General features: G+C 74.6%; 18 protein-coding genes. 5 read left to right on the top strand and 13 right to left on the bottom strand.

Annotated features, from left to right (window positions below):
• Window positions 1-169: 169 nt before the first annotated feature.
• Entirely contained in the window at window positions 170-3,193 is a 3,024-nt protein-coding gene (locus tag AC0OLQ_RS27695) for a bifunctional [glutamine synthetase] adenylyltransferase/[glutamine synthetase]-adenylyl-L-tyrosine phosphorylase (RefSeq protein ID WP_484528691.1), read from the bottom strand.
• Window position 3,194: 1 nt separating this feature from the next.
• On the bottom strand, window positions 3,195-3,962 hold the full coding sequence (locus AC0OLQ_RS27700; protein WP_357335685.1) for a type 1 glutamine amidotransferase: 768 nt from the start codon (window positions 3,960-3,962) through the stop codon (window positions 3,195-3,197).
• Window positions 3,963-4,027: 65 nt separating this feature from the next.
• Between AC0OLQ_RS27700 and AC0OLQ_RS27705 the strand changes: the two genes are divergently transcribed.
• On the top strand, window positions 4,028-4,957 hold the full coding sequence (locus AC0OLQ_RS27705) for a S66 peptidase family protein (RefSeq protein WP_357335687.1): 930 nt from the start codon (window positions 4,028-4,030) through the stop codon (window positions 4,955-4,957).
• 80 nt (window positions 4,958-5,037) lie between these two features.
• On the opposite strand, the gene AC0OLQ_RS27710 is transcribed toward AC0OLQ_RS27705, so the two are convergent.
• Window positions 5,038-5,922, bottom strand: a complete 885-nt coding sequence (locus AC0OLQ_RS27710; RefSeq protein WP_484528692.1) for a Vgb family protein — start codon at window positions 5,920-5,922, stop codon at window positions 5,038-5,040.
• 183 nt (window positions 5,923-6,105) lie between these two features.
• On the opposite strand from AC0OLQ_RS27710, the gene AC0OLQ_RS27715 reads away from it, so the two are divergent.
• Complete coding sequence (locus AC0OLQ_RS27715) at window positions 6,106-6,579, top strand: hypothetical protein (RefSeq protein WP_484528693.1); 474 nt, start codon at window positions 6,106-6,108, stop codon at window positions 6,577-6,579.
• A gap of 135 nt (window positions 6,580-6,714) precedes the next feature.
• Here the strand turns inward: AC0OLQ_RS27715 and AC0OLQ_RS27720 are convergent, their stop codons facing one another.
• The 5 genes from AC0OLQ_RS27720 to glnA all read right to left on the bottom strand — a co-directional run bounded on the left by AC0OLQ_RS27720 (window position 6,715) and on the right by glnA (window position 13,130).
• A complete protein-coding gene (locus AC0OLQ_RS27720) occupies window positions 6,715-7,086 on the bottom strand; it encodes a VOC family protein (protein ID WP_357335694.1) in 372 nt (123 codons plus the stop codon).
• Between the two features lie 41 nt (window positions 7,087-7,127).
• The gene (locus AC0OLQ_RS27725; protein WP_484528694.1) at window positions 7,128-10,478 is read right to left on the bottom strand and encodes an NACHT domain-containing protein; all 3,351 of its coding nucleotides are present in this window, start codon (window positions 10,476-10,478) and stop codon (window positions 7,128-7,130) included.
• A 70-nt stretch (window positions 10,479-10,548) separates the two neighbouring features.
• Window positions 10,549-11,241 (bottom strand): helix-turn-helix transcriptional regulator, encoded by a 693-nt coding sequence (locus tag AC0OLQ_RS27730; RefSeq protein WP_484528695.1) that lies wholly within the window; start codon window positions 11,239-11,241, stop codon window positions 10,549-10,551.
• A 31-nt stretch (window positions 11,242-11,272) separates the two neighbouring features.
• A complete protein-coding gene (locus tag AC0OLQ_RS27735; RefSeq protein ID WP_484528696.1) occupies window positions 11,273-11,698 on the bottom strand; it encodes a DUF350 domain-containing protein in 426 nt (141 codons plus the stop codon).
• A gap of 82 nt (window positions 11,699-11,780) precedes the next feature.
• The gene (gene glnA, locus AC0OLQ_RS27740; protein WP_357335703.1) at window positions 11,781-13,130 is read right to left on the bottom strand and encodes a type I glutamate--ammonia ligase; all 1,350 of its coding nucleotides are present in this window, start codon (window positions 13,128-13,130) and stop codon (window positions 11,781-11,783) included.
• A gap of 206 nt (window positions 13,131-13,336) precedes the next feature.
• On the opposite strand from glnA, the gene AC0OLQ_RS27745 reads away from it, so the two are divergent.
• Together AC0OLQ_RS27745 and panB are read left to right on the top strand one after the other, a co-directional pair.
• Window positions 13,337-15,097 (top strand): NAD+ synthase, encoded by a 1,761-nt coding sequence (locus AC0OLQ_RS27745; RefSeq protein WP_484528697.1) that lies wholly within the window; start codon window positions 13,337-13,339, stop codon window positions 15,095-15,097.
• Window positions 15,098-15,226: 129 nt separating this feature from the next.
• Window positions 15,227-16,072, top strand: coding sequence for a 3-methyl-2-oxobutanoate hydroxymethyltransferase (panB, locus tag AC0OLQ_RS27750; protein WP_484528698.1), 846 nt, complete (start codon window positions 15,227-15,229; stop codon window positions 16,070-16,072).
• Window positions 16,073-16,154: 82 nt separating this feature from the next.
• Here the strand turns inward: panB and AC0OLQ_RS27755 are convergent, their stop codons facing one another.
• The 5 genes from AC0OLQ_RS27755 to AC0OLQ_RS27775 form a co-directional block, all read right to left on the bottom strand.
• Window positions 16,155-16,598, bottom strand: a complete 444-nt coding sequence (locus AC0OLQ_RS27755) for a VOC family protein (RefSeq protein ID WP_357335709.1) — start codon at window positions 16,596-16,598, stop codon at window positions 16,155-16,157.
• Between the two features lie 28 nt (window positions 16,599-16,626).
• Window positions 16,627-17,325, bottom strand: coding sequence for an NADPH-dependent F420 reductase (npdG, locus tag AC0OLQ_RS27760; RefSeq protein ID WP_484528699.1), 699 nt, complete (start codon window positions 17,323-17,325; stop codon window positions 16,627-16,629).
• Window positions 17,326-17,397: 72 nt separating this feature from the next.
• The gene (locus AC0OLQ_RS27765) at window positions 17,398-18,834 is read right to left on the bottom strand and encodes an RNB domain-containing ribonuclease (RefSeq protein ID WP_484528700.1); all 1,437 of its coding nucleotides are present in this window, start codon (window positions 18,832-18,834) and stop codon (window positions 17,398-17,400) included.
• Window positions 18,835-18,965: 131 nt separating this feature from the next.
• Window positions 18,966-19,967 (bottom strand): hypothetical protein, encoded by a 1,002-nt coding sequence (locus AC0OLQ_RS27770; RefSeq protein WP_484528701.1) that lies wholly within the window; start codon window positions 19,965-19,967, stop codon window positions 18,966-18,968.
• Window positions 19,968-20,044: 77 nt separating this feature from the next.
• A complete protein-coding gene (locus tag AC0OLQ_RS27775) occupies window positions 20,045-20,251 on the bottom strand; it encodes a hypothetical protein (protein ID WP_357335717.1) in 207 nt (68 codons plus the stop codon).
• A gap of 178 nt (window positions 20,252-20,429) precedes the next feature.
• Between AC0OLQ_RS27775 and AC0OLQ_RS27780 the strand changes: the two genes are divergently transcribed.
• Entirely contained in the window at window positions 20,430-20,837 is a 408-nt protein-coding gene (locus AC0OLQ_RS27780) for a hypothetical protein (RefSeq protein ID WP_484528702.1), read from the top strand.
• Window positions 20,838-20,889 lie beyond the last annotated feature (52 nt).

Raw genomic sequence — 20,889 nt, forward strand, 5'->3', positions numbered from 1 at the left:
TGAGCCGCTACGAACTTGATGACGTGGACGACTCATCCGACCTTGATGGTGTGGACGACTCATCCGACCCGCGGCCCAAGGGCCGTGGATGAATCACCTGCGTCATCAAGTTCCTAGCCGTCGACGAGGAGGCGGGCGACCCGGCCGGCACCTGGGAATGCCTTCCGCACTAGGCCGGGGCGTCGAGGACTCGCTCCATGGCGGCTCGGGAGCGGCGGCCGGCGCGCAGGTACTCGTCGAGGAACTCGCCCGGATCGTCCCCGCCGAGCAGCCGCACCACGCCGGCCAGCTCCACCCCGTGCCGTGGCAGCTGGTCGCCGGCCCGGCCGCGGACCAGCATCAGCGCGTTGCGTACCTGCGCGGCGAGCGTCCAGCCGGCCGCCATCTCGGCCGCGTCGTCGGGATCCACCAGACCGGCGTCCCGGGCCGCCGCGAGGGCGGCGAGCGTGCCCGTGCCGCGCAGCGCGGCCAGCCGGCCGGCGTGCCGGAGCTGGAGCAGCTGCACCGCCCACTCCACGTCGGCGAGCCCGCCGCGCCCCAGCTTGGTGTGGGTGGCCGGGTCGGCGCCCCGGGGCAGCCGCTCGGTCTCCACTCGGGCCTTGATCCGGCGGATCTCCACCACCTGCTCGCGGGTCAGCCCGTCGGCCGGGTACCGCACCGGGTCGATCATCGCCTCGAACTCGGCGCCCAGGTCGGCGTCGCCGCAGACGAACCGGGCCCGCAGCAGCGCCTGCGCCTCCCACACCTTCGACCAGCGGGCGTAGTACTGGGCGTACGCGGCGAGGCTGCGTACCAGGGGGCCCTGCCGGCCCTCGGGGCGCAGGTCGGCGTCGACCCCGAGCGGCGGGTCGGGGGCCGGCGCGGAGAGCAGCCGGCGCAGCTCCTCGGCGATGGCGTGCGCGGCGGCAGCGGTGGCCCCCTCGTCCGCGCCGGACGGCGGGTCGTAGACGAAGAGCACGTCGGCGTCGGAGAGGTAGTTGGACTCGCACCCGCCCAGCCGGCCCATGCCGATCACGGCGAAGCGCAGGCCAGGCGGGCCGGGCTGGGCGGCCCGGGCGGTACGCAACGCGGCGGCCAGGGTGGCGTCGGCGACGTCGGAGAGAGCGCGGCCGACCGCGCCGACGTCCGCCAGGGTGGGCGCCCGCCCACCGCCGTCCGCCGTCCGGGGGGTGAGCGGGGCGAGCGCCCCCGCCCGGCTGAGCACGTCGGCGCAGGCGAGCCGGACCAACTCGCGGCGGCGCAGCGCGCGGACCGCACGGGTGGCCTCGACCGGGTCGTCGTGCCGGGCCGCGGCGGCGGTGAAGCCCTCACCGAGCACCTCGCGCGGGCGCGGGGTCAGCTCGGTGTCCTCGGCCAGCAGCCGCAGCGCCTCCGGCTCGCGGGCCAGCAGGTCGGCGGCGTACCGGGAGGAGGAGAGCACCCGGGCCAGCCGGCGGGCCACCGGGCCGGAGTCGCGCAGCAGCCGCAGGTACCAGGGCGTGCTGCCGAGCTTCTCGGAGACCTGCCGGTAGTTGAGCAGCCCCCGGTCCGGCTCGGGCGCGTCAGCGAACTCGCTGAGCAGCACCGGCAGCAGGGTGCGCTGAATGGCGGCGGTGCGGCTCACCCCGCCGGTGAGCGCCTGGAGGTGACGCAGCGCCCCGGCCGGGTCGGCGAAGCCGAGAATCTCCAGCCGGTGGCGGGCCGCCTCCGGGGTCAGCCGCAGTCCCTCGGCCGGCACCCGGGCCACCGACTCCAGCAGCGGCCGGTAGAGCAGCTTGGCGTGCAGCCGGCGTACCTCGGTGGCGTGGGTGACCCACTCGGCGCGGAACTCCTCGACGGCGCTGCGGCCCGGGGTGGCCGCGTAGCCGAGCGCGGCGGCCAGCCAGCGCAGCGCGGCCGGCTCGGTCGGCACGGTGTGGGTGCGGCGCAGGCCCTGGAGCTGGAGCCGGTGCTCGACGCCGCGCAGGAAGCGGTAGCCGCGCAGCAGCGCCTCCCCGTCGGCGCGGCCGACGTAGCCGCCGGTGACCAGGGCGCGCAGCGCCGGGATGGTGCCCGGCGCCCGCAACGACTCGTCGCCCCGGCCGTGCACGAGCTGGAGCAGCTGGACGGCGAACTCGATGTCGCGCAGCCCGCCCGGGCCGCGCTTGATCTCGCGTTCCAGCTCCTTCGGCGGGATGTTGTCGATGATCTTCCGACGCATGGCCCGGACGTCCTCGACCGCCTCCGGCCGCTCGGCGGCGGTCCAGACCAGCGGGGCCAGCTCGTCGATCCACTCCCGGGCGAGCGGCAGGTCGCCGGCCGCCGGCCGGGCCTTGAGCAGCGCCTGGAACTCCCAGGTGCGGGCCCAGCGGCGGTAGTAGGCCAGGTGGCTGGCGAGGGTGCGGACCAGCGGCCCCCGGTTGCCCTCCGGACGCAGCGCGGCGTCGACCGGCCAGGCGACCAGCCCACAGACGTGGATCAGCCGGGTGGCGACCAGCGTGGCGGCACCCAGGTCCTCGTCGCTGGCGGCGACGAAGATGACGTCCACGTCGGAGACGTAGTTGAGCTCGTCGCCGCCGCACTTGCCCATCGCGACCACGGCCAGGCGCGGCCGGGGCGTGCCCTCCGGCAGCTCCTCGACGGCGATGTCGTAGGCGGCGGCCAGGGTGGCGTCGGCGAGCCCGGAGAGCGCCGCCATGGTCTGCTCCAGGCTGCGCCCGCCGGTCAGGTCGGCCGCCGCGATCCGCAGCAGCGCCAACCGGTACGCCTGCCGCAGGACCGGGACCGGGCCGGTGGCGGCGGTCAGCCGGGCCGCGGCGGCCAGGTCGAGCCGGCCGTCGGCGCGGGGTGCCAGCCCGTCCGCCTCGGTGGCCAGCACGGCCCACTGGTGGGGGTTGGCCACCAGGTGGTCGCCGAGCGCCGAGGAGGCGCCGAGGACGGCGACCAGGCGGCGGCGCAGCCCCGGGTCGGCGGCGAGCGCGTCCAGCACCGCCGGCTTCTCCGCGGTCCGCCGTTCCGCCTCGACGAGGCGGTGCAGCTGGCGCAGCGCCAGGTCGGGGTCGGCGGCTCGGGACAGCGCGGCGAGCAGTTCGCCGGCCGCCTCGTCGGTGGGTTCCTGCTCGTCGAGACGCCACAACCCGAGCCCGTCCGGACCGAGCAGGTCGGCGGCGCGCGCCCCGCCGTCGGCCTCGGCGAAGCCGTAGCGGGCCAGGCGCCCCCGGGTCGGTCGGGGCATCTCAGTGCCCGAGCAGCGGCAGGCTGGGGCGGACGGTGGCGTCGTCCAGCTCGCCGAGGGCGAGGGCGGCGAACCGGATGGCGAACGGCTGCCAGACCTCCTCCACGTCCGCCATCACCCGGTCGCAGGCCGCCACCACCAGCTCCGGGTCGTAGCCCAGCTCGGCCAGCAGCTCGGAGTCGCGGGCCCAGTCGGCGATCATCGCGGTGTCGCACTCGATGTGGAACTGCAGCCCCCAGGCCCGGTCGCCGAGCCGGAACGCCTGGTTCGGGTAGCGGGTCGAGGCGGCCAGCAGGGTCGCGCCGTGCGGCAGCTCGGTGATCTCGTCGGAGTGCCACTGGAGCACGTCCGGCATCAGCGGCACGTAGCGGAAGAGCGGGTCGGTGTCGGCGGCGTCCCGCTTGCCCACCACGGCCGGCCCGACCTCCGGCCCGGACGGGCTGCGCTCGACCTGCCCGGCGTGGGCCGAGGCCAGCAGCTGCCCGCCGAGGCACACCCCGAGGGTGGGGATCCGCTGCCGGACCGCCTTGCGCAGCAGCCCCTCCAGCGCCGGGAACCAGGGCGCGCCGGGGCTCCCGTCGGCCAGCGGGTAGGCCTGCTGCTCGCCGCCGAGCACCACCAGGGCGACGTACCCGTCGAGGTCGGCGGGAAGTTCGTCCCCGGCGTGCGGGCGCAGGACCCACAGGTCCAGGCCCCCCTCGGTGAGCCACTCACCCAGGCGGCGGAGGTCGTCGGTCGGGTCGTTCTCGATCACCAGCGCGGTCGCCACGACGTCGAGGCTATCCGGTACGCCCGGCGGCACCCGGTCCGGCTCGGCCGCACTAGGCTCCCGTCGTGCTCACCGACGACTGCCTGCGCCCGCCGGTCCTGCGCCCCGGCGACCAGGTGATGCTGGTCTCGCCCTCCGGCCCGACCCGCCCGGAGCGGGTGGCCCGCGGCATCGAACTGCTCACCGGCTGGGGGCTGCGCCCGGTGCCCGCGCCGAACGCGTACGCCCGCCAGGGCTACCTGGCCGGCGCCGACGAGCTGCGGGCCGCCGACCTGAACGCCGCGTTCGCCGACCCGGAGATCCGCGGGGTGATCTGCACCCGGGGCGGGTACGGCGCGCAGCGGGTGGTGGACCTGATCGACATGGCGGCGGTCCGCCGCGACCCGAAGGTGGTGGCCGGCTTCTCCGACATCACCGCGTTGCAGTTCGCGCTCTGGCGGGGCGCCCGGCTGGCCGGCGTGCACGGCCCCGGCGCGGCATGGCGGGACGAGCGCACCCCGCTCCGCTCCGCGGAGTCGCTGCACGCCGCGCTGATGACCACCGAGCCGGTGACCGTCGAGGCGGTGAAGGAGGAGGAGACCTACCCGGTCCGGGTGCCCGGGCGGGCGGAGGGGCGGCTGCTCGGCGGCAACCTGTGCCTGATCACCGCGTCGATCGGCACCCCGGACATGCCCGACCTGACCGGGGCGGTGCTGCTGGTCGAGGAGGTGCAGGAACCGCCGTACAAGATCGACCGGATGCTCACCCACCTGCGCCGCTGCGGTGCGCTGGACGGGATCGCCGGGGTGGCGGTGGGCCAGTTCACGGAGTGCGCCGACGGTTGGGACACCACCGTCACCGACGTGCTCACCGAGCGCCTCGGCGACCTCGGCGTCCCCGTCCTAGGGGGCCTCCCCATCGGCCACGGCCCCGACCAACTGACCATCCCGGTCGGCACCCCCGCCGTCCTCGACGCCACCACCGGCACCCTCACGGTCTCCCCCGCCGTCCGCTGACCCCTGTGGGCCCGCGTCGATCATGAGGTTGGCGGCAGTTTGAAGATCCACCACTGCCGCCAACCTCATGATCACCGGGGCTATGGGGTGAGGTGGGCTACGGCGCCGGTCTCCAGCGCGATCCAGACGGTGCCGTCGGGGGTCACCGTGAGGCCATGGGGTTCGGAGCCGGGGGTGGGCAGGTCGTGCCCCGTGATGCGGCCCGCCTTGTCGATGTGGCCGATCCGGTTGGCGCCCCACTCGGTGAACCAGCAGCCGCCCGCCGGATCGGCGACGATCGCGTGCGGGCGGGCCGCCCGGTCCGGCAGCGGGAACTCGTCGATCCGGCCGTCCGGGGTGATCCGGCCCAGCTGACCGGCGGCGATCTCGACGAACCAGAGCGCCCCGTCGCCGCCCAGGGTGATGCCGACCGGTCCGGCCGCCTCCGTCGGCAGGGGGTGCAGGGTCACCTCGCCGTCCAGGGCGACCCGGGCGATCGCGTTCGCCTGGTTGAGGGTGAGCCAGAGCGCGCCGTCCGGCCCGGCGGCCAGCATCGACGGGAAGCCCTTGTCGACCGGCAGCGGGAAGGTGGTGACCGCCCCGTCGACGGTGACCCGGCCGACCGTGTCGTCGCCCATGCCGGCGTACCAGAGGGCGCCGTCCGGGCCGACGGCGAGCCCGCACGGCCCGGTCCCCGGCGGGAGCGCGACGGAACCGGTCTGCCCGTCGACGGTGATCCGGCCCAGCCGGTGGTCACCGGAGCGGGTGTACCAGAGCGCGCCGTCCGGGCCGGCGGTGATGATCAGCGGCCGGCTCTCCGCCGGGTCCGCGAGAAAGGTGCGCACCTCGCCGTCCGGCCCGACCCGGGCGACGCCACCCGTCCCGGCCAGCGTCAGCCACAGCGCGCCGTCGGGGCCGGCGGTGATGCCGTACGGCCCCGAGCGTGGTTCCGGCAGCTCGATCTCGCGAATGGAGGGGTTCGTCATGCGGCTTCGCCTTCCGTCGGGTGACCGTCCCACCCTCCCGGCCGCCGCGAGCCCTTCGCAACTGGTTTGTCCCGGTTCACGGGTGCGATTGCCAGCGCGCTGACAGGTTCGCCACGGGTTGCGCCCAGCTATGCCGGTCACTGTCGGTGATGTCATCGCACCACCACCGAACAGGAGAACAGCATGATCCGCAGGATGTCGAGGAAGCACCTGCTGGCCGGCCTGGCCGCCGCCGGAGTGCTCGGCGTCGGGATCGCCGCCCCGACGGTGGCGCTCGCCGACGACAAGAGCCCGAGCCCGGCCCCGAGCGCCAGCACGAGCACCGACCAGGGCACCGACCGGCAGCAGCAGCGGGCCGAACGGCAGGCCGAGTTCGCCGAGGCGCTCGCCAAGGAACTGGGCGTCCCGACCGACAAGGTCACCGCGGCGCTGGAGAAGCTGCGCGAGCAGCGCCAGGCCGACCGGCCCGACCGACCCGAGCGGCCGTCGACCGAGGACCGGCAGGCCGCGCTGAAGGAGCGGCTGGACCAGGCCGTCAAGGACGGCAAGCTCACCCAGGAGCAGGCCGACGCGGTGCTGAAGGCCGCCGAGGCCGGTGTCTTCCCGGGCCCGGGCGGTCACGGCCACCGCGGCGGCGGCGACCGGCCCGGCAACTGACCCGGGTGGCCCCGCCGACTCCTCATCGGCCGCACCTCCCTCCCGGCCGCGATCCGCTCCCCGGCGGGGCCACCCACTGACGCGGCTTCGGGTGCGTTTGTTGTCGTCCGGGCGACAACAAACGCGCCCGAACGCTCATCCGGCGGCCGGTGGGGTGAAGACGCCGAGGTGGTTGCCCGACGGGTCGAGCAGGCGGGCGAAGGTCAGCCCGCTCGGCGCGCTGCGCGGCGGGACCAGCACCTTGCCCCCGGCCGCCTCGGCCCGCCGGCAGGTTTCCGCCACGTCGGCGACCTCGGCGTAGAAGATCGCGTAGTTCGGGGAGTCGCCGTTGGTGGCACGGATCGCGCCGCCGATCCCCCGCTCCCCGCCGGCCGCCGTCTGCCGGTACGACGCCCCCGGGCCGCCCTGCTCCTCGAAGGTCCAGCCGAACAGGTCGGCGTAGAAGCGCTCGACCTCCTCGGGGCGGTCGGAGCCGATCTCGAACCAGGTGACGGGCGTGCTGGACATGCTTCCTCCTGTGGCTCGCGCCGGCCGGTCGGCCGGCGTCGTCAGGAGTCAGCCTCGACGCCCTCCGCGACACCGTCCTGTCGGAGTTTCTCGGGCAGTTCGGCTGGATTCCTCACCAGCGGGCGCAGCCGCCGGGCGAGGTCCGGACGCCGGTCGCCGTAGCGCTCGTCGAACCCGGCGAACGCGGAGGCCCAGACCTGTGGCGCCAGCATCCGCTGCTCGCGCAGGCGCAGCAGCACCTCCGCGGAGGCGTCGTCCAACCAGTCCGGGGTCAGCATCTGTGCGTCGTGGAGGTAATCGAGCACCTCGGCCAGGCGCAGGTCGGCCGCGTCCCCCACGCCCAGCACCGCTCGCACGCACCGGAACAGGGCGGCGGACACCTCACGGTCCTCCAGCAGGTCGGTGTCGGCCGCCGACATCACCTCGGTGACCACGTCGGCGGACACCTCGCGGTCCCCTGCGATCCGGTCGAGCAGGAGCCGCAGGTACGCGGCCCGGTCCCAGTCCGGTATCGGTCCCGCCAGGTCGTTCAGCAGGTGCACGCAGCGCAGGTACACGGCCATCCGCTCCTGCTGCGTCGCGGGGCGCAACGGCAGGAGCCAGGCCTCGACGAGGGCATGGGCCGCGGAGGGAAGGACGGCGTTTCCGACGTCGTGGAACGCGGCCAGCGCGGTCGGAAGCCGGTCGAACATCGGCTCCAGGGCGTGCACGACCACGGCTGCGTCGGCGTCGCAGGTCAGGTGGGCGTTGCGCCGCAGTCTGGCGAGCATCTCCCGGGGCAGACCGTAGGGTGTCCCCCGCAGCGACGACTGCCCCATGGACCAGAGCACGTCCAGGTCAGGTGGCGCGGCGAACTGGTCGTCCGTCCAGATCCGGACGTCCCGTCCCGCGCCCTCCCCGATGCGCTCGAGCGCAAGCAGGTCGGTCAGGCCCTGCCATTCCTCGGGGTCCAGCTGGGCACGCCAGAGCCCGACCTGCGCCCGCCATTCGTCGACCACATCGGTCGCCTCCGGAAAGAGCATCCGCCCGGTCAGCGGGCCACCGGCCACCAGGTTGAGCAGCAGCAGGTTGGCGCTGTAGACGGCATAGCGGGCGGGAACCCGGAGGCGCCGGGGTGCGTAGCCGCCGAACCGGCGGGCAGCGGTGGCGTACGGAGCGGCCCGGAACAGCCGCAGCAGCAGCCGCGCCCAGCCGCTCCGGTAGGCATGGGCCCGGCCGGCCAGGCGCTCGTCGAGGAAGGCCAGCACGGTGGTCCGGGTGCTGAGCACGGTGTACGACAGCAGGGCGTGCAGCAGGTCGTCGTCGACCGGCTCGCCACCCCAGGACAGGCTGGCCGCGGAGTCCCTGGCCACCAGATTGTCCACCACCTCGGCGGTCAGCCGCGCGACCAGGTACTCGCCGAAGGTGGCGTGCAGGAACTCGTACGTCTCGCGACGCCGCTCCTCCTCGGCGGCGCGGGAGCGGTGGATGAAGAAGAACCGGCCCAGCACCACCTCGGCCGCCGCCAGCGGGGCGCGCAACCCGTCCCGCTGACGCGTCGCCGATCCGCCGAGGGGCAGCGCGGCCAGGTCGGCGTCCAGCTCGGTGGCGCTGACCCACTGGGTGCCCCGGTTGAACATCGCGAACGCCACCACGGCGAGCCGGCGCAGCTCATCCTGGACCGCCCGGTCCAGCTCCGGCTCGGGCAGGCCGGCGCCCTGCTTGACCACCTCCCGCCACGCGAAGCGGCGCAGCAGCCGCTCGTACAGCTCGCCGCGGCGCAGTTCCCCGGCCTGGCGCAGGTCGTGCCCCTCGGCGTCGTAGAGGGCCAGCATCAACAGCAGCAGCGGCTGCTCCGCCAGCTCCCGATGGGACAGCACGGTGGCCGGGTCGAGCGGCCGGGCGCCCGGCGCCCGGAAGGCGGCCGCGTTGACCCGGTTCCAGGTCCGCACCCAGGCATCGACCCGCGCCTCGTCGAACGGTTCCAGCCGCACAGCCACCGTGCCCGGCGGCGGCTGCGCCCGGTCGGCCACGCTGGTCCGGCTGGTCACCACCACGGCCACCGGCCGGCCCTGGTCGGCCTCGCGGCGCTGGAAGCCGGCCACCCGGCGCAGGTAGTCGGTCTGGCTGACCCCGGTCGCCTGGAGCAGCTCGTCGAAGCCGTCCAGCAGCACCACCGGCAGGGCGTCGCCGGCCGATCGGGCCAGCGCCGGCCAGTCGACGCGCTCGCCCGTGTCGTTGCGGACCGCCTGCTCGATCTGGTCCTGGAGGTCACCGGCCGCGTACACGTCGCGCAGCACCACCCGGATCACCAGGAAGTCGGCCGCCGGCAGCCGGGCGGCGACGATCCGGGTCAACACCGACTTGCCGGAGCCCGGCTGTCCCAGCACCAGCAGCGGCGCGCGGGTCGCGCCGGGCGTGGTGAGGTGCACGACGAGGGACTGCCAGAGGTCGTCCCGGACCGGCTGGTCGTCCCACCAGCTCTCGTCGGCCGGCCGGGCGTCCCGGTCCAGCTCGGCGATCCGGCTGAGCGGCGGCACGTACGCCTCGCCGAGCGTCGGGACGGTCAGCCCGGCCGGCACGTCGCCGGAGGTGATGATCGGCCGGCGCAGCTCGGCGGCGTACGCGGCGGCGAGACCGGCCCGCCGCCCGTCGGGCGCGCGCCCGGTGGAGAGGTCGGCCAGGGCCCGGTGCAGGTCGGCCAGGCCCAGCGACAGCCGGCGGACCTCCGCCCGGGTGGCCTCGTGCTCGTGCAGGCCGGCCCAGAAGGACACCTCGGGGAAGTCCACGGCGAGCCGGCCCAGCAGGTCCCGGTGCCGGTCGGCGGCGGCGGCCGGGAGGTCGGCCAGTGCCCGCTCGGTCGCCCGCCACCGCGCGTCGAAGAGCGTGTCGCCGACAGCCAGCCCACGGACGAAGGTGAGGAAGGCGGTGACCAGCCCCGCGTACCAGTCGACGAGGGCCGACCGCAGTGCGGGATAGGGCAGGTGCGGACCGGGCACCGGCGCCGCCGTGGCGAACAGGGCGGCGGTCAGGTCGTCGGCGGCGTGCCGGGCGCCGGCCAGGCCCAGCTGGTCGGACCGGCCGATGCGCAGATCGCCAACGGCGAACGGCAGCTCCAGCTCGCCCAGCGCCTCGAAGAAGGCGGTCACCGCGAGGACCCCGTGCGCCGCCTCCAGCCGCCGCGTACGCCCGTAGCGCGACAGCCCGGAGTGCTTCTCCGACAGGCCGCGCACCAGATCGTGGCCGAGCCGGACGAACTCCGCCCGCGCGTCGAAGACGCTCAGCAGCGCCGGCACCGGCACGGAGGCGGCCAGCAGCACGCCCCCGGTGAGCTTGTCGAACCAGTCGACGAACCGGCTCTTCTCCCCGCCGAGCAGGCGGACCGCGTCGGCGTAGCTGAGCGTGTCGGACACCCGCGCTCCTCCCCCAGGCACGGCCGGACCCGTCAGCATCCCGCATCCGCCCGGTGAACGCTGTCGGGTATCAGACCAGACTCAGTGGACGGAGCCGCCCGGCCGGAATGTCCAGGTCCTCGGGGCGCAGCTCCCGGGTCACCGGCTCGGTCAGCGGACGCACCGCGACGATCCGGTCGGTGCGGAAGCAGCGCAGCTCGTCGCGCAGCCGGCACCAGGCGACCAGGTACCAGTGCGTCGCGTTGCCCAGATAGGCCAGCGGCTCCACGTCCCGGGCCGAGGCGGCGCCGGCGCGGTCCGCGTAGCGCAGGCGGAGCACCCGGCGGGCGGCGACCGCGTCGGCGACGGCGGCCGGGACGGGGATGTCCGGCCCGCTGCCGATCAGGTGCACCCGGCCGGCCAGCCGGTGCGCCTCGGCGGCGTCGGCGGGCGGCATCACCGCGACCAGCTTGCGCAGGGCCGCGCCGGCGGCCGGGGCGAACGGCGTGCCGCCCAGCCGGTGCAGCGCGACGGCCATCGCCACCGCCTCGCCCGGGGTCAGGTTGACCGGGGGCAGGGTGCGCGCCCGGTCGACCACGTAGCCACCGGTGCGGCCCGGCTCGGCCCAGATCGGCACCCCGGCGCCCTGCAACGCGGTGATGTCCCGCTCGATGGTGCGGGTGCTGACCTCGAAGCGCCCGGCCAGCCAGCGGGCGCTGCGCGGCCGCGGCGACACCGCCCGCAGCTCCTCCACGAGGGCATAGAGACGGTCGGTGCGGTTCACGCCCGGAGGCTATGCCCCGGGTACGACAGGCTCAGGCGATGCAGGCGCAGACGATCAGCGCGGCGCCGAAGTGGGTGGCGGCGCTGACCCGGGCCGCCGGGTGCGGCTCGTCGGAGCAGATGATTTCGCCGAGTCTGCCCGGGGTGAGCAGGTCCAGCACGAGGAAGGCCAGCGCCATCACGAGCAGGCCGACCAGGCCGAAGACCACCGTCGAGGCCAGCCCCTTGCCGAAGGAGCTGTAGCTGGTGAGGATCGCGGTGAAGACGATGCCGGCGATGCCGAGCTGGTTGGCGGCGAGCAGCAGCGCGGCGTTGCCGTTGCGGCGCACCCAGATCAGCTCCCGCAGCCGGCCCGGGGTGAGCAGGTCGACCAGCAGGAAGCCGGCGGCCATCAGCGCCACCCCGACGACCCCGAACACGATGCTCTGCCAGGCCCCGCTGAGCAGCTCGTCCAGCACCGAACGCCTCCCCGGGGTCCGCGCGGCCCGACGCGGTGCCTGGGCGGTGCCGCAGACGATAGCGGCACCGCACCACCGTGATCTAGAGCGACAGGTAACGCTGCCGCTCGTAGGGGGTGACCTCGCGGCGGTACTGCTCCCACTCGGCCCGCTTGTTGCGCAGGAAGAAGTCGAAGACGTGCTCGCCGAGCACCTCGGCGACCAGCTCGGAGCCGGCCATCACGTCGATCGCCTCGGCCAGGTTCTCCGGGAGCGCCTCGTAGCCCATGGCGCGGCGCTCGGCGCTGCTCAGCGACCAGACGTCGTCCTCGGCGCCCGGCGGCAGCTCGTAGCCCTCCTCGATGCCCTTGAGGCCGGCGCCGAGCATGACCGCGAAGGCCAGGTAGGGGTTGGTCGCCGAGTCCAGCGAGCGCACCTCGACCCGGGCCGAGTTGGGCTTGCCGTACGCGGGCACCCGGACCAGCGCGGACCTGTTCAGGTGACCCCAGCAGACGTACGCCGGGCTCTCGGTGATCCGGTCCGGCAGCGCCAGCGGGAAGAGCCGCTTGTAGGAGTTGACCCACTGGTTGGTGACGGCCGTGTACTCGCGGGCGTGGGTGAGCAGCCCGGCGATGAACGACTTGGCCACCTTGGAGAGCTTCATCGGGTCGCCGGCGTCGTGGAACGCGTTGCGCTCCCCCTCGAACAGGGACAGGTGGGTGTGCATGCCGCTGCCCGGCTGGTCGGTGAAGGGCTTCGGCATGAAGCTGGCCTGCACCCCGGTGGAGAGGGCGACCTCCTTCACCACGTGCCGGAAGGTCATGATGTTGTCGGCGGTGGTCAGCGCGTCGGCGTAGCGCAGGTCGATCTCCTGCTGGCCGGGGGCCACCTCGTGGTGGCTGAACTCCACCGAGATGCCGATCCGCTCCAGCGCCAGCACCGCCTGCCGGCGGAAGTCGCGGGCCACCGCGTGGGTGGTGTGCTCGAAGTAGCCGCCGGTGTCCACCGGGGTGGGCAGCGAGCCGTCCTGCGGGCCGTTCTCCAGCAGGAAGAACTCGATCTCCGGGTGGGTGTAGAAGGTGAAGCCCTTCTCGGCTGCCCGGGAGAGCGCCCGGCGCAGCACGTGCCGCGGGTCGGCCCAGGACGGGCTGCCGTCGGGGAGCAGGATGTCGCAGAACATCCGGGCGCTCTCGCCGCTGACCCCGCCCTCGAAGGGGAAGACCTGGAAGGTGGTCGGGTCGGGCATGGCCACCATGTCCGACTCGAAGACGCGGGCGAAGCCCTCGATGGCGGAGCCGTCGAAGCCGATGCCCTCCTCGAAGGCCGCCTCCAGCTCCGCGGGAGCGACCGACACGCTCTTGAGCGTGCCGAGCACGTCGGTGAACCACAGCCGGACGAACCGGATGTCCCGCTCTTCCAGCGTACGGAGGACGAACTCCTGCTGACGGTCCACTTCCACCCCTCGTGACACGTACTCTCCGCACCGGTCGGGCCGGCCCGGCCTGACCGCCCAGTCTCCACCGGTCTCGTTACGCCGACGTTACGCCCCCACCCACCGGGTGTCCTGCCGTGTCCCGCCCGGGGAGACGGCCGGAACGCGGTCCGGTGTCTCCCGCGTCCGGTCCGATTCGGCCCCTCCGGCTGGGGCAAGATGAGGGCATGCCCACCCTGCGTCTCGCCCTGTGCCAGGTCGACCCGACGGTCGGCGACATCGCCGGCAACGCCGACCTGGTCCGCACCTGGGCCCGCAAGGCCGCCGACGCCGGCGCCCAGCTCGCCCTCTTCCCGGAGCTGATGCTGACCGGTTACCCGGTCGAGGACCTGGTCTTCCGCCGGTCCTTCGTCGCCGCCTCGCGGGCCGCCCTGCACCGGCTCGCCGCCGACCTGGCCGCCGACGGCCTCGGTGACCTGCCGATCCTGTTGGGCTACCTGGACGCGGACGGCCCGCCGCAGGTCAGCGCCGACGCCGAGCCGGGCAAGGGGGCCCGCAACGCGGCCGCGCTGCTGCACGGCGGGGCGGTGGTGGCCACCTACTTCAAGCACCACCTGCCCAACTACGGCGTCTTCGACGAGGACCGCTACTTCGTCTCCGGCGACACGCTGACCGTGGTCCGGATCGGCGGGGTGGACGTCGCGCTGACCATCTGCGAGGACCTCTGGCAGGCCGGCGGCCCGTTCGCGGTGGCCCGCCACGCGGGCGTCGGGCTGGTGCTCAACATCAACGGCTCGCCGTACGAGCTGAACAAGGACGACATCCGGCTGCCGCTGGTCCGCCGCCGGGCGGCCGAGGCGGACGCCGCCATCGCGTACGTGAACATGGTCGGCGGCCAGGACGAGCTGGTCTACGACGGCGACTCGATGATCGTCGACGCGAACGGCACGCTGCTCGCCCGGGCGCCCCAGTTCGTCGAGCACCTGCTGGTGCACGACCTGGACCTGCCGCCGGCCAAGGAGCCGGTCGACGTCGAGGAGCGGGCCGACGACATGCGGATCGTCCGGGCCAAGGTCAGCGACATCCTGCCGCCGGCTCCCGTGGGCGAGGTCGCGGTCGGCGGCATCATCGAGCCGGTCGCCGACGAGGCGGAGGTCTGGCAGGCTCTGGTGCTGGGCCTGCGCGACTACGTCAACAAGAACCGGTTCCCCTCGGTGGTGCTCGGCCTCTCCGGCGGCATCGACTCGGCGGTGGTGGCGGCGCTGGCCGTCGACGCGCTCGGTCCGGACCGGGTGGTCGGGGTGTCGCTGCCAAGCCAGCACTCCTCCGAGCACTCGCGGGCCGACGCCGAGGAGCTGGCCAAGCGCACCCGCCTCGACTTCCGGATCGAACCGATCCAGCCCATGGTGGACACCTTCCTGGCCAACATGTCGCTCGCCGGGGTGACCGTGGAGAACCTCCAGGCCCGGGTGCGTGGCGTGATCCTCATGGCGCTGTCGAACCAGGAGGGCCACCTGGTCCTCACCACCGGAAACAAGAGCGAGCTGGCCGTCGGCTACTCCACCCTGTACGGCGACTCGGTGGGCGGCTACAACCCGGTCAAGGACGTCTGGAAGACGTTGATCTGGCGGCTGGCCAAGTGGCGCAACGCCGAGGCGGAGCAGCGCGGCGAGACGCCGCCGATCCCGGAGAGCTCGATCGGCAAGCCGCCGTCGGCCGAGCTGAGCCCGGGCCAGCTCGACAGCGACAGCCTCCCGGAGTACGACGTGCTCGACCCGATCCTGATCGGCTACGTCGACGGCGACCTGGGCCGGGACGGCCTGGTCGAGTCGGGTCACGACCCGGCGATCGTGGACCGGGTGCTGCGGATGGTGGATACCGCCGAGTACAAGCGCCGGCAGTCCGCCCCCGGCACCAAGATCTCCATCAAGGCGTTCGGCCGGGACCGGCGGCTGCCGATCACCAACCGCTGGCGCGAGGACGGCTGACCCGGTCCCGGCGGCCCGGCCGCCGGGAGTGAAATCCTCCACTCCGCCCTGCCCGCGGCCGCTGTCCCGGTGCGACGATCGCGGCGGAACCCGGGGACCGCGAACGCGGCCTCGAGGAAGGAGAGAGTCATGGTGGAGTCCACCCCGACCGAGGTGACCGCCCTCTACGGCGGGCCGGCCACCCGCCGGGTCCGCACCCGCGACCTGATCGCCGCCAAGGAGCGCGGCGAGCGCTGGGCGATGCTCACCTCGTACGACCAGTACACCGCCTCGATCTTCGACCGGGCGGGGATCCCGGTGCTGCTGGTCGGCGACTCGGCGGCGAACAACGTCTTCGGCTACGAGACCACCCTGCCGGTGACCGCCGAGGAGCTGCTTCCCCTGGTCCGCGCGGTGGTCCGGGCGACCCGGCAGGCGCTGATCGTCGGTGACCTGCCCTTCGGCTCCTACGAGGAGGGGCCGACGCAGGCGCTGCGGACCGCGGTGCGGTTCATGAAGGAGGGCGGCTGCCACGCGGTGAAGTTGGAGGGCGGCCGGCGCTGTGCCGCCCAGATCGAGGCGATCGTCGGGGCGGGCATCCCGGTGATGGCGCACATCGGCTTCACCCCGCAGAGCGAGCACACCCTGGGCGGCTACCGGGTGCAGGGCCGGGGCGACGCCGCCGAGGAGGTCATCGCCGACGCCCGGGCGGTGGCCGAGGCGGGCGCCTTCGCGGTGGTGCTGGAGATGGTGCCCGGTGAGGTGGCCAAGCGGATCACCGCCGAGCTGCGTATCCCCACGGTGGGCATCGGCGCCGGCCCGGACACCGACGGGCAGGTGCTGGTCTGGCAGGACATGGCCGGGCTGCGCACCGGCAAGGCCCCGCGCTTCGTCAAGCGCTACGCCGACCTGGCCGGCGCGCTGACCGACGCCACCCGCCGCTTCGCCGACGAGGTCCGCGGCGGCGACTTCCCCAGCGCCGAGCACACCTTCTGAGGCACGCCGGGCGGCGGTGCGGCCGGCTGTCGGCCGCACCGCCGCGACGGGGAGACCACACCCAGGTGGCCGGTGACCGGTGTCAGACCACGCAGAACTCGTTGCCCTCGGGGTCGGCCAGCTGGACCGAGTAGTAGCCGTCCGCCGGGTCGTCCATCGACCCCAGGACCGTCGCGCCGAGCGCGGTCAGCCGGGCGACCTCGGCATCCACCGTGACCCGGCGCTGCGCCACCGGCACCGCCCGGCCGCCACCGACCTTGAGGTCGAGGTGCAGCCGGTTCTTGAGGGACTTCGGCTCGGGCACCGGCTGGAACCAGATTTTCGGTCCCGCCCCGGTCGGATCCTCCAGCCGGTCCGCACCGTCGCCCTCGCCCAACTCCTCGGCGGGCACGCCGACGGAGAGATACCAGTCGCGCCAGGTCGAGAAACCTTCCGGCGGCGGCTGCGGCCGGTAGCGCAGCGCCTCGGCCCAGAACGCGACGAGCCGGGACGGCTCCCGACAGTCGATCACCAGTTGCCACTCCATGCGGCGATCCTGCGGCACGGGTACGACATCAGAGGTCGGTGACGCGGATGCCGGCGTGCGCCTTGTAGCGCTTGTTGATCGCGATCAGGTTGGCGGTGAACGCCTCGATCTGGTGGGCGTTGCGCAGCCGGCCAGCGTAGATGCCCCGCATGCCGGGGATCCGCGCGGCGAGCGCGGCGACCACCCCGACCAGCTCCCGGTCCTCGGTGCAGATCAGCACGTCCAGGTCGATCCGGTCGACCTCCGGGTCGGCCAGCAGCGGGGCGCTGACGTGGTTGAACGCGGCGCAGACCCGGGAGTCGGGCAGCAGACCGGCGGCCTGCTGCACGGCGCTGCCCTCGGGGACGGTCAGCGCGTATGGGCCCTGCTTGTCGAACCCGAGCGGGTTGACACAGTCGATAACGATCTTGCCGGCGAGCGGGCCCGTCAGCGCCGCGACGATGGCGGCATGGCCGTCCCACGGCACCGCGATGATCACCACGTCGCTGCGGCGGGCGACCTCGTCGTTGTCCGCGCCGGAGACGGTGGCGCCCGCCGGCACGCCGGGCAGGGCGGCGATCTCGGCGGCGGCCTGGGCGGCCCGGTCGGCGGCGCGGGAGCCGATCAGCACGGTCTGCCCGGCGCGGGCGAACCGGTAGGCGAGACCCCGCCCCTGGTCGCCGGTGCCACCGATGATGCCGACGGTCAGCCCGGAGACGTCGGGCAGGGTGGTCGCGTCGTAAGCCATACGGTCATCCTCGCAAAGGTCGCCGCACGGCAGCGCGGCCGGGCGCTGTGAGAAACACCGCGCCCGGCCGCCTCAGGCCTGCTCGAAGGCGACCTTGCGCTGGGCCGGGTCGGCGACGGTCAGGCGGACCCGGACGCGCTCGCCGAGCGGAAGTTCACCGGTGCAGCGGGCGCGGACCGGCGGCTCGTCCAGGGCGACGGTGCCGCCCGGCGGGCGCCCGGCGCGGCCGTTGCCCGCCGGCCGCGGCTCGTCCACGTCCAGCACCGCCGCCTCGAAGGTCTCCCCCACCCGGTGCGCCAGCAGCACCGCCTCGGCCAGTTCCACCGCGCCCCGGGCGGCCGCGGACGCGGTCCGGTCGGTCGTCGCCATCACCTCGGGCAGCTTCGGCAGCGCGGCCCGGACGTGCTCGGGCACCTCCCGGCCCTCGTGCAGGGCCAGGCAGACCTCGGTGGCGTACCGGTCGGCGAGCCGGCGCAGCGGCGCGGTCACGTGGGCGTACGCGGCGGCCACCCCGCCGTGCTCCGGCTGCTCGGGCCGGTCGCCGTCGAACGCCGTGTACGCGGCCCCGCGCATCAACTCGGCGGCCTGGTCGACGAAGGCCGCCGCCCGGGGCTGCGAGGCGTCCAGCCCGGCGAGCACCTCGCCGACCGGGGCGTCGGCCGGCCACGGCACGCCCAGCGGCCCGGCGGCCAGCCGCAACCGGTCGACCGCCTCCCGCCGGGGCGGCGGCATCGTGCGCAGCAGGCCCACCCGGCCGGCCAGCATGAGGTCGGCGGCGGCCATCCCGGTGAGCAGGGAGATCTGCGCGTTGTGCTCCTCCATGGGGCCGGGCCCGCGCAGCACCAGCCGCCAGCCGTCGCCGTCCGGCTCGACGTCCTGCTCCGGCAGCGGCAGGTTGATCGCGCCCCGGCGCAGGCCGCGAGCGGTGAGCAGGGCACCGATCTCGGGTAGCAGGGCGATCGGCTCGGGCAGCCGGCCAGCGTCGGCGTCGCGCTGCACCCCGGAGTAGTCGAGCTTGGCCCGGCTGCGCACCCGGGCCCGCTCCAGCGTGACGGCGACCGTGTCGCCGTCACTGTCGAGGTCGATGGTCCAGAGCACCGCCGCCCGGTCGGCGTCGGGCAGCAGGCTGGCCGCCCCCTCGCTGAGCGTGTGCGGGTGCAGCGGCACGTTGCCGTCCGGGAGGTAGACGGTCTGTCCCCGCCGCCAGGTCTCCGCCTCGAGCGCACCGCCGGGGCGGACGTGGGTGAAGACGTCGGCGATGGCGTACCGGATGCGGAAGCCGCCACCGGGACGGCGGGTGAGGTGCATGGCCTGGTCGAGGTCGCGCGAGGTCGCCGGGTCGACGGTGACGAACGGGATGTCGGTCCGGTCGGCGACGGCCGGCAGCGGGGCGGCGGCGGCCGCGTCGGCCTCGCGCTGCGCCGCGGCCGGGAAGTCTTCGGGGAGTCCCAGCTCGCGGCGCAGCGCGCCGAAGTCGATGCGGGGCGCCAGTACGCGTCGGATCACCACGGGGTCAATCCTGACAGCGCCCCGCGTGATCCGCTCACCGGCACCGACGACGCCGCGTCGCCGCGCAATCTCAGACGCGCCGAGCCGGTGTTGTCGCCGGCGGGGCGCCGGTCAACGGTGGACGCCCGACGTCAGCCGGCGGTCCGCCGGGTGCTCCCCGGCTTGGCCGTGGACCGGCCGGCCACGACCCGCGTGCCGGCCGGCTTCCGGGCCGCGGTGAGCCGCTTGTGGGTTCCCGTCGAGGTGCTCGTACGTGCTTCGACCGGGCCGACCGACGACGCCGCGGAGGTGGCCTTGCGGCCCACCGACTTGCGGGCGGTGGCGGACGAGGTGCCGGTGGCCTTCCGGGCCGGCGCCTTCTGCGCCGCCGCCTTGCGGGCGCCGCCGCTCGGTCGGGTCGCCGTGGCCTTGGCGGCGGTGGTCTTCTTCGCCGGGGCCTTCTTCGCCGCCGGCGCCTTCTTCGCGGTGGTCTTCTTGGCCGCCGCGCCGGTCTTCTTCACCGCGGCGGTCGCCTTCTGCCCGGTGGAGGTGACCTTGCGGGCGGCGGTGGTCTTCTTCGCCGGGGCCTTCTTCGCCGCGGGCGCCTTCTTGGCCGGGGCCTTCTTCGCCGGGGCCTTCTTCGCGGCCGTGGTCTTCTTCGCCGGCGCCGTGGTGGTCTTGCGCGCCGGGGCCTTCTTCGCAGCCGGGGCCTTCTTCGCAGCCGGGGCCTTCTTCGCGGCCGTGGTGGTCTTCCTGGCCGGCGCCTTCGTCGCGGCGGTGGTGGTCTTCCTGGCCGGCGCCTTCTTCGCCGCCGTCGTCTTCTTGGCGGCGGTGGTCGTCTTGGCGGCGGTGGTCTTCGTGGCGGCCGTGGTCTTCTTCGCCGCGGCGGTCTTCCTGGTGGTGGCCTTCGTGGCGGGCGCCTTCTTGGCCGTGGTCTTCGTGGCCGGGGCCTTCGCCGGCGCCTTCCGGGCGGCCGACACGACCTTCTTGGCGGCGGCCTTCCGGGCGACCCCCGTCTTCGCCGGCGCCCGGCCGGCGCCGGCGCCCGAGGCGTTCGGGGACGCCTTGGTGACCGTCGCCGTCCGGCCGGCGGTGGTCTTCTTCGCGGTCGTCCGTTTCGCGGCCGGGCGGGTGGCCTGCTGTGCTTCGGCCATCTCGGTTCCCTTTCCTGGGGACGTGCTCTCGCCCTCGCGGAGCACGGATCACCTCGACGCGGGCTCTCCCGCGCCGTCTACCTGCCCTCCCCGGCCCAACGGGCGTCCTCGGCGTCCCACGCTTCGTTGCGCTCCCGCACGTGCTGCAGGGCGTTCTCCGCGTCGGCGGCTGAGGCGTACGGTCCGAGAACGTGCTTCGCGGGGCACACGTCGGCATCGGTCTCGACCCGGTGGTGTCGGGTGCACCAGTAGTAGTGCCCACCACCACTTCCGTCGTCGCTCATGCGATCACTGTGCACCGAGAGCCGCCCGGCCGCCACCGGAACGCCGTAAATAGTCGCCAATGTCCTCCACATTAGACCTGGTCAGGGCGGTCCCGGGCCGGAACGGCGGAAGACGGGGCAGCCGGCTGCCGGGTCGGTGGCGCACAATCCCGGGGTGCGTTTCGGGGCAGGACGGTCGGTGCGCCGGCGACGCGGGCTGCTGGCCGGGGCGGCGTTGGTGGCCCTCGTGGCGGTCGGGTTGGCGCTGGGGGTGCCGCTGCTGCGGGACCGGTCGCAGCACCGGTTGGAACGCCGGGCCGACCGGGAGGTGACGGCCACCGCCCAACGCACCCGGGCCGTCCTGCTGGCCGAACCGTCGGCGCGGGAGGCGGACCTGCGGCAGGCCGCCGACAGCGTGGACGACGTCGAGGTCCTCACGGTGGCGGCGGGCGCCGCCGAGGTCCGGCTGGTCTTCCGGGTACGCGTGGCGAAGACCGCCGCGTCGGTGTTCGGCTGGCAGCGGGCCGACGCCGCCGCCTGCTTCGCCCAGGTGGTGCGCCGGGTGGCCACGCCCGCCCCGCTGGAACGGCTGCCCTGCCCCCGCTGACCGGCACCTCCTTCGAACGGCCGGCACCCGTGGTGGTGCCCATTCGCGCCGA

The organism is Micromonospora sp. Utrum1 (assembly GCF_057197805.1).

What these genes read in the sequence shown, in the direction of transcription:
- AC0OLQ_RS27715 (WP_484528693.1), top strand. Translation starts at nt 6,106, where the DNA reads ATGATCCGCAGGATGTCGAGGAAGCACCTGCTGGCCGGCCTGGCCGCC.
- AC0OLQ_RS27695 (WP_484528691.1), bottom strand. Translation starts at nt 3,193, where the DNA reads ATGCCCCGACCGACCCGGGGGCGCCTGGCCCGCTACGGCTTCGCCGAG.
- npdG (WP_484528699.1), bottom strand. Translation starts at nt 17,325, where the DNA reads ATGGCTTACGACGCGACCACCCTGCCCGACGTCTCCGGGCTGACCGTC.
- AC0OLQ_RS27745 (WP_484528697.1), top strand. Translation starts at nt 13,337, where the DNA reads ATGCCCACCCTGCGTCTCGCCCTGTGCCAGGTCGACCCGACGGTCGGC.
- AC0OLQ_RS27775 (WP_357335717.1), bottom strand. Translation starts at nt 20,251, where the DNA reads ATGAGCGACGACGGAAGTGGTGGTGGGCACTACTACTGGTGCACCCGA.
- AC0OLQ_RS27770 (WP_484528701.1), bottom strand. Translation starts at nt 19,967, where the DNA reads ATGGCCGAAGCACAGCAGGCCACCCGCCCGGCCGCGAAACGGACGACC.
- panB (WP_484528698.1), top strand. Translation starts at nt 15,227, where the DNA reads ATGGTGGAGTCCACCCCGACCGAGGTGACCGCCCTCTACGGCGGGCCG.
- AC0OLQ_RS27710 (WP_484528692.1), bottom strand. Translation starts at nt 5,922, where the DNA reads ATGACGAACCCCTCCATTCGCGAGATCGAGCTGCCGGAACCACGCTCG.
- AC0OLQ_RS27755 (WP_357335709.1), bottom strand. Translation starts at nt 16,598, where the DNA reads ATGGAGTGGCAACTGGTGATCGACTGTCGGGAGCCGTCCCGGCTCGTC.
- AC0OLQ_RS27720 (WP_357335694.1), bottom strand. Translation starts at nt 7,086, where the DNA reads ATGTCCAGCACGCCCGTCACCTGGTTCGAGATCGGCTCCGACCGCCCC.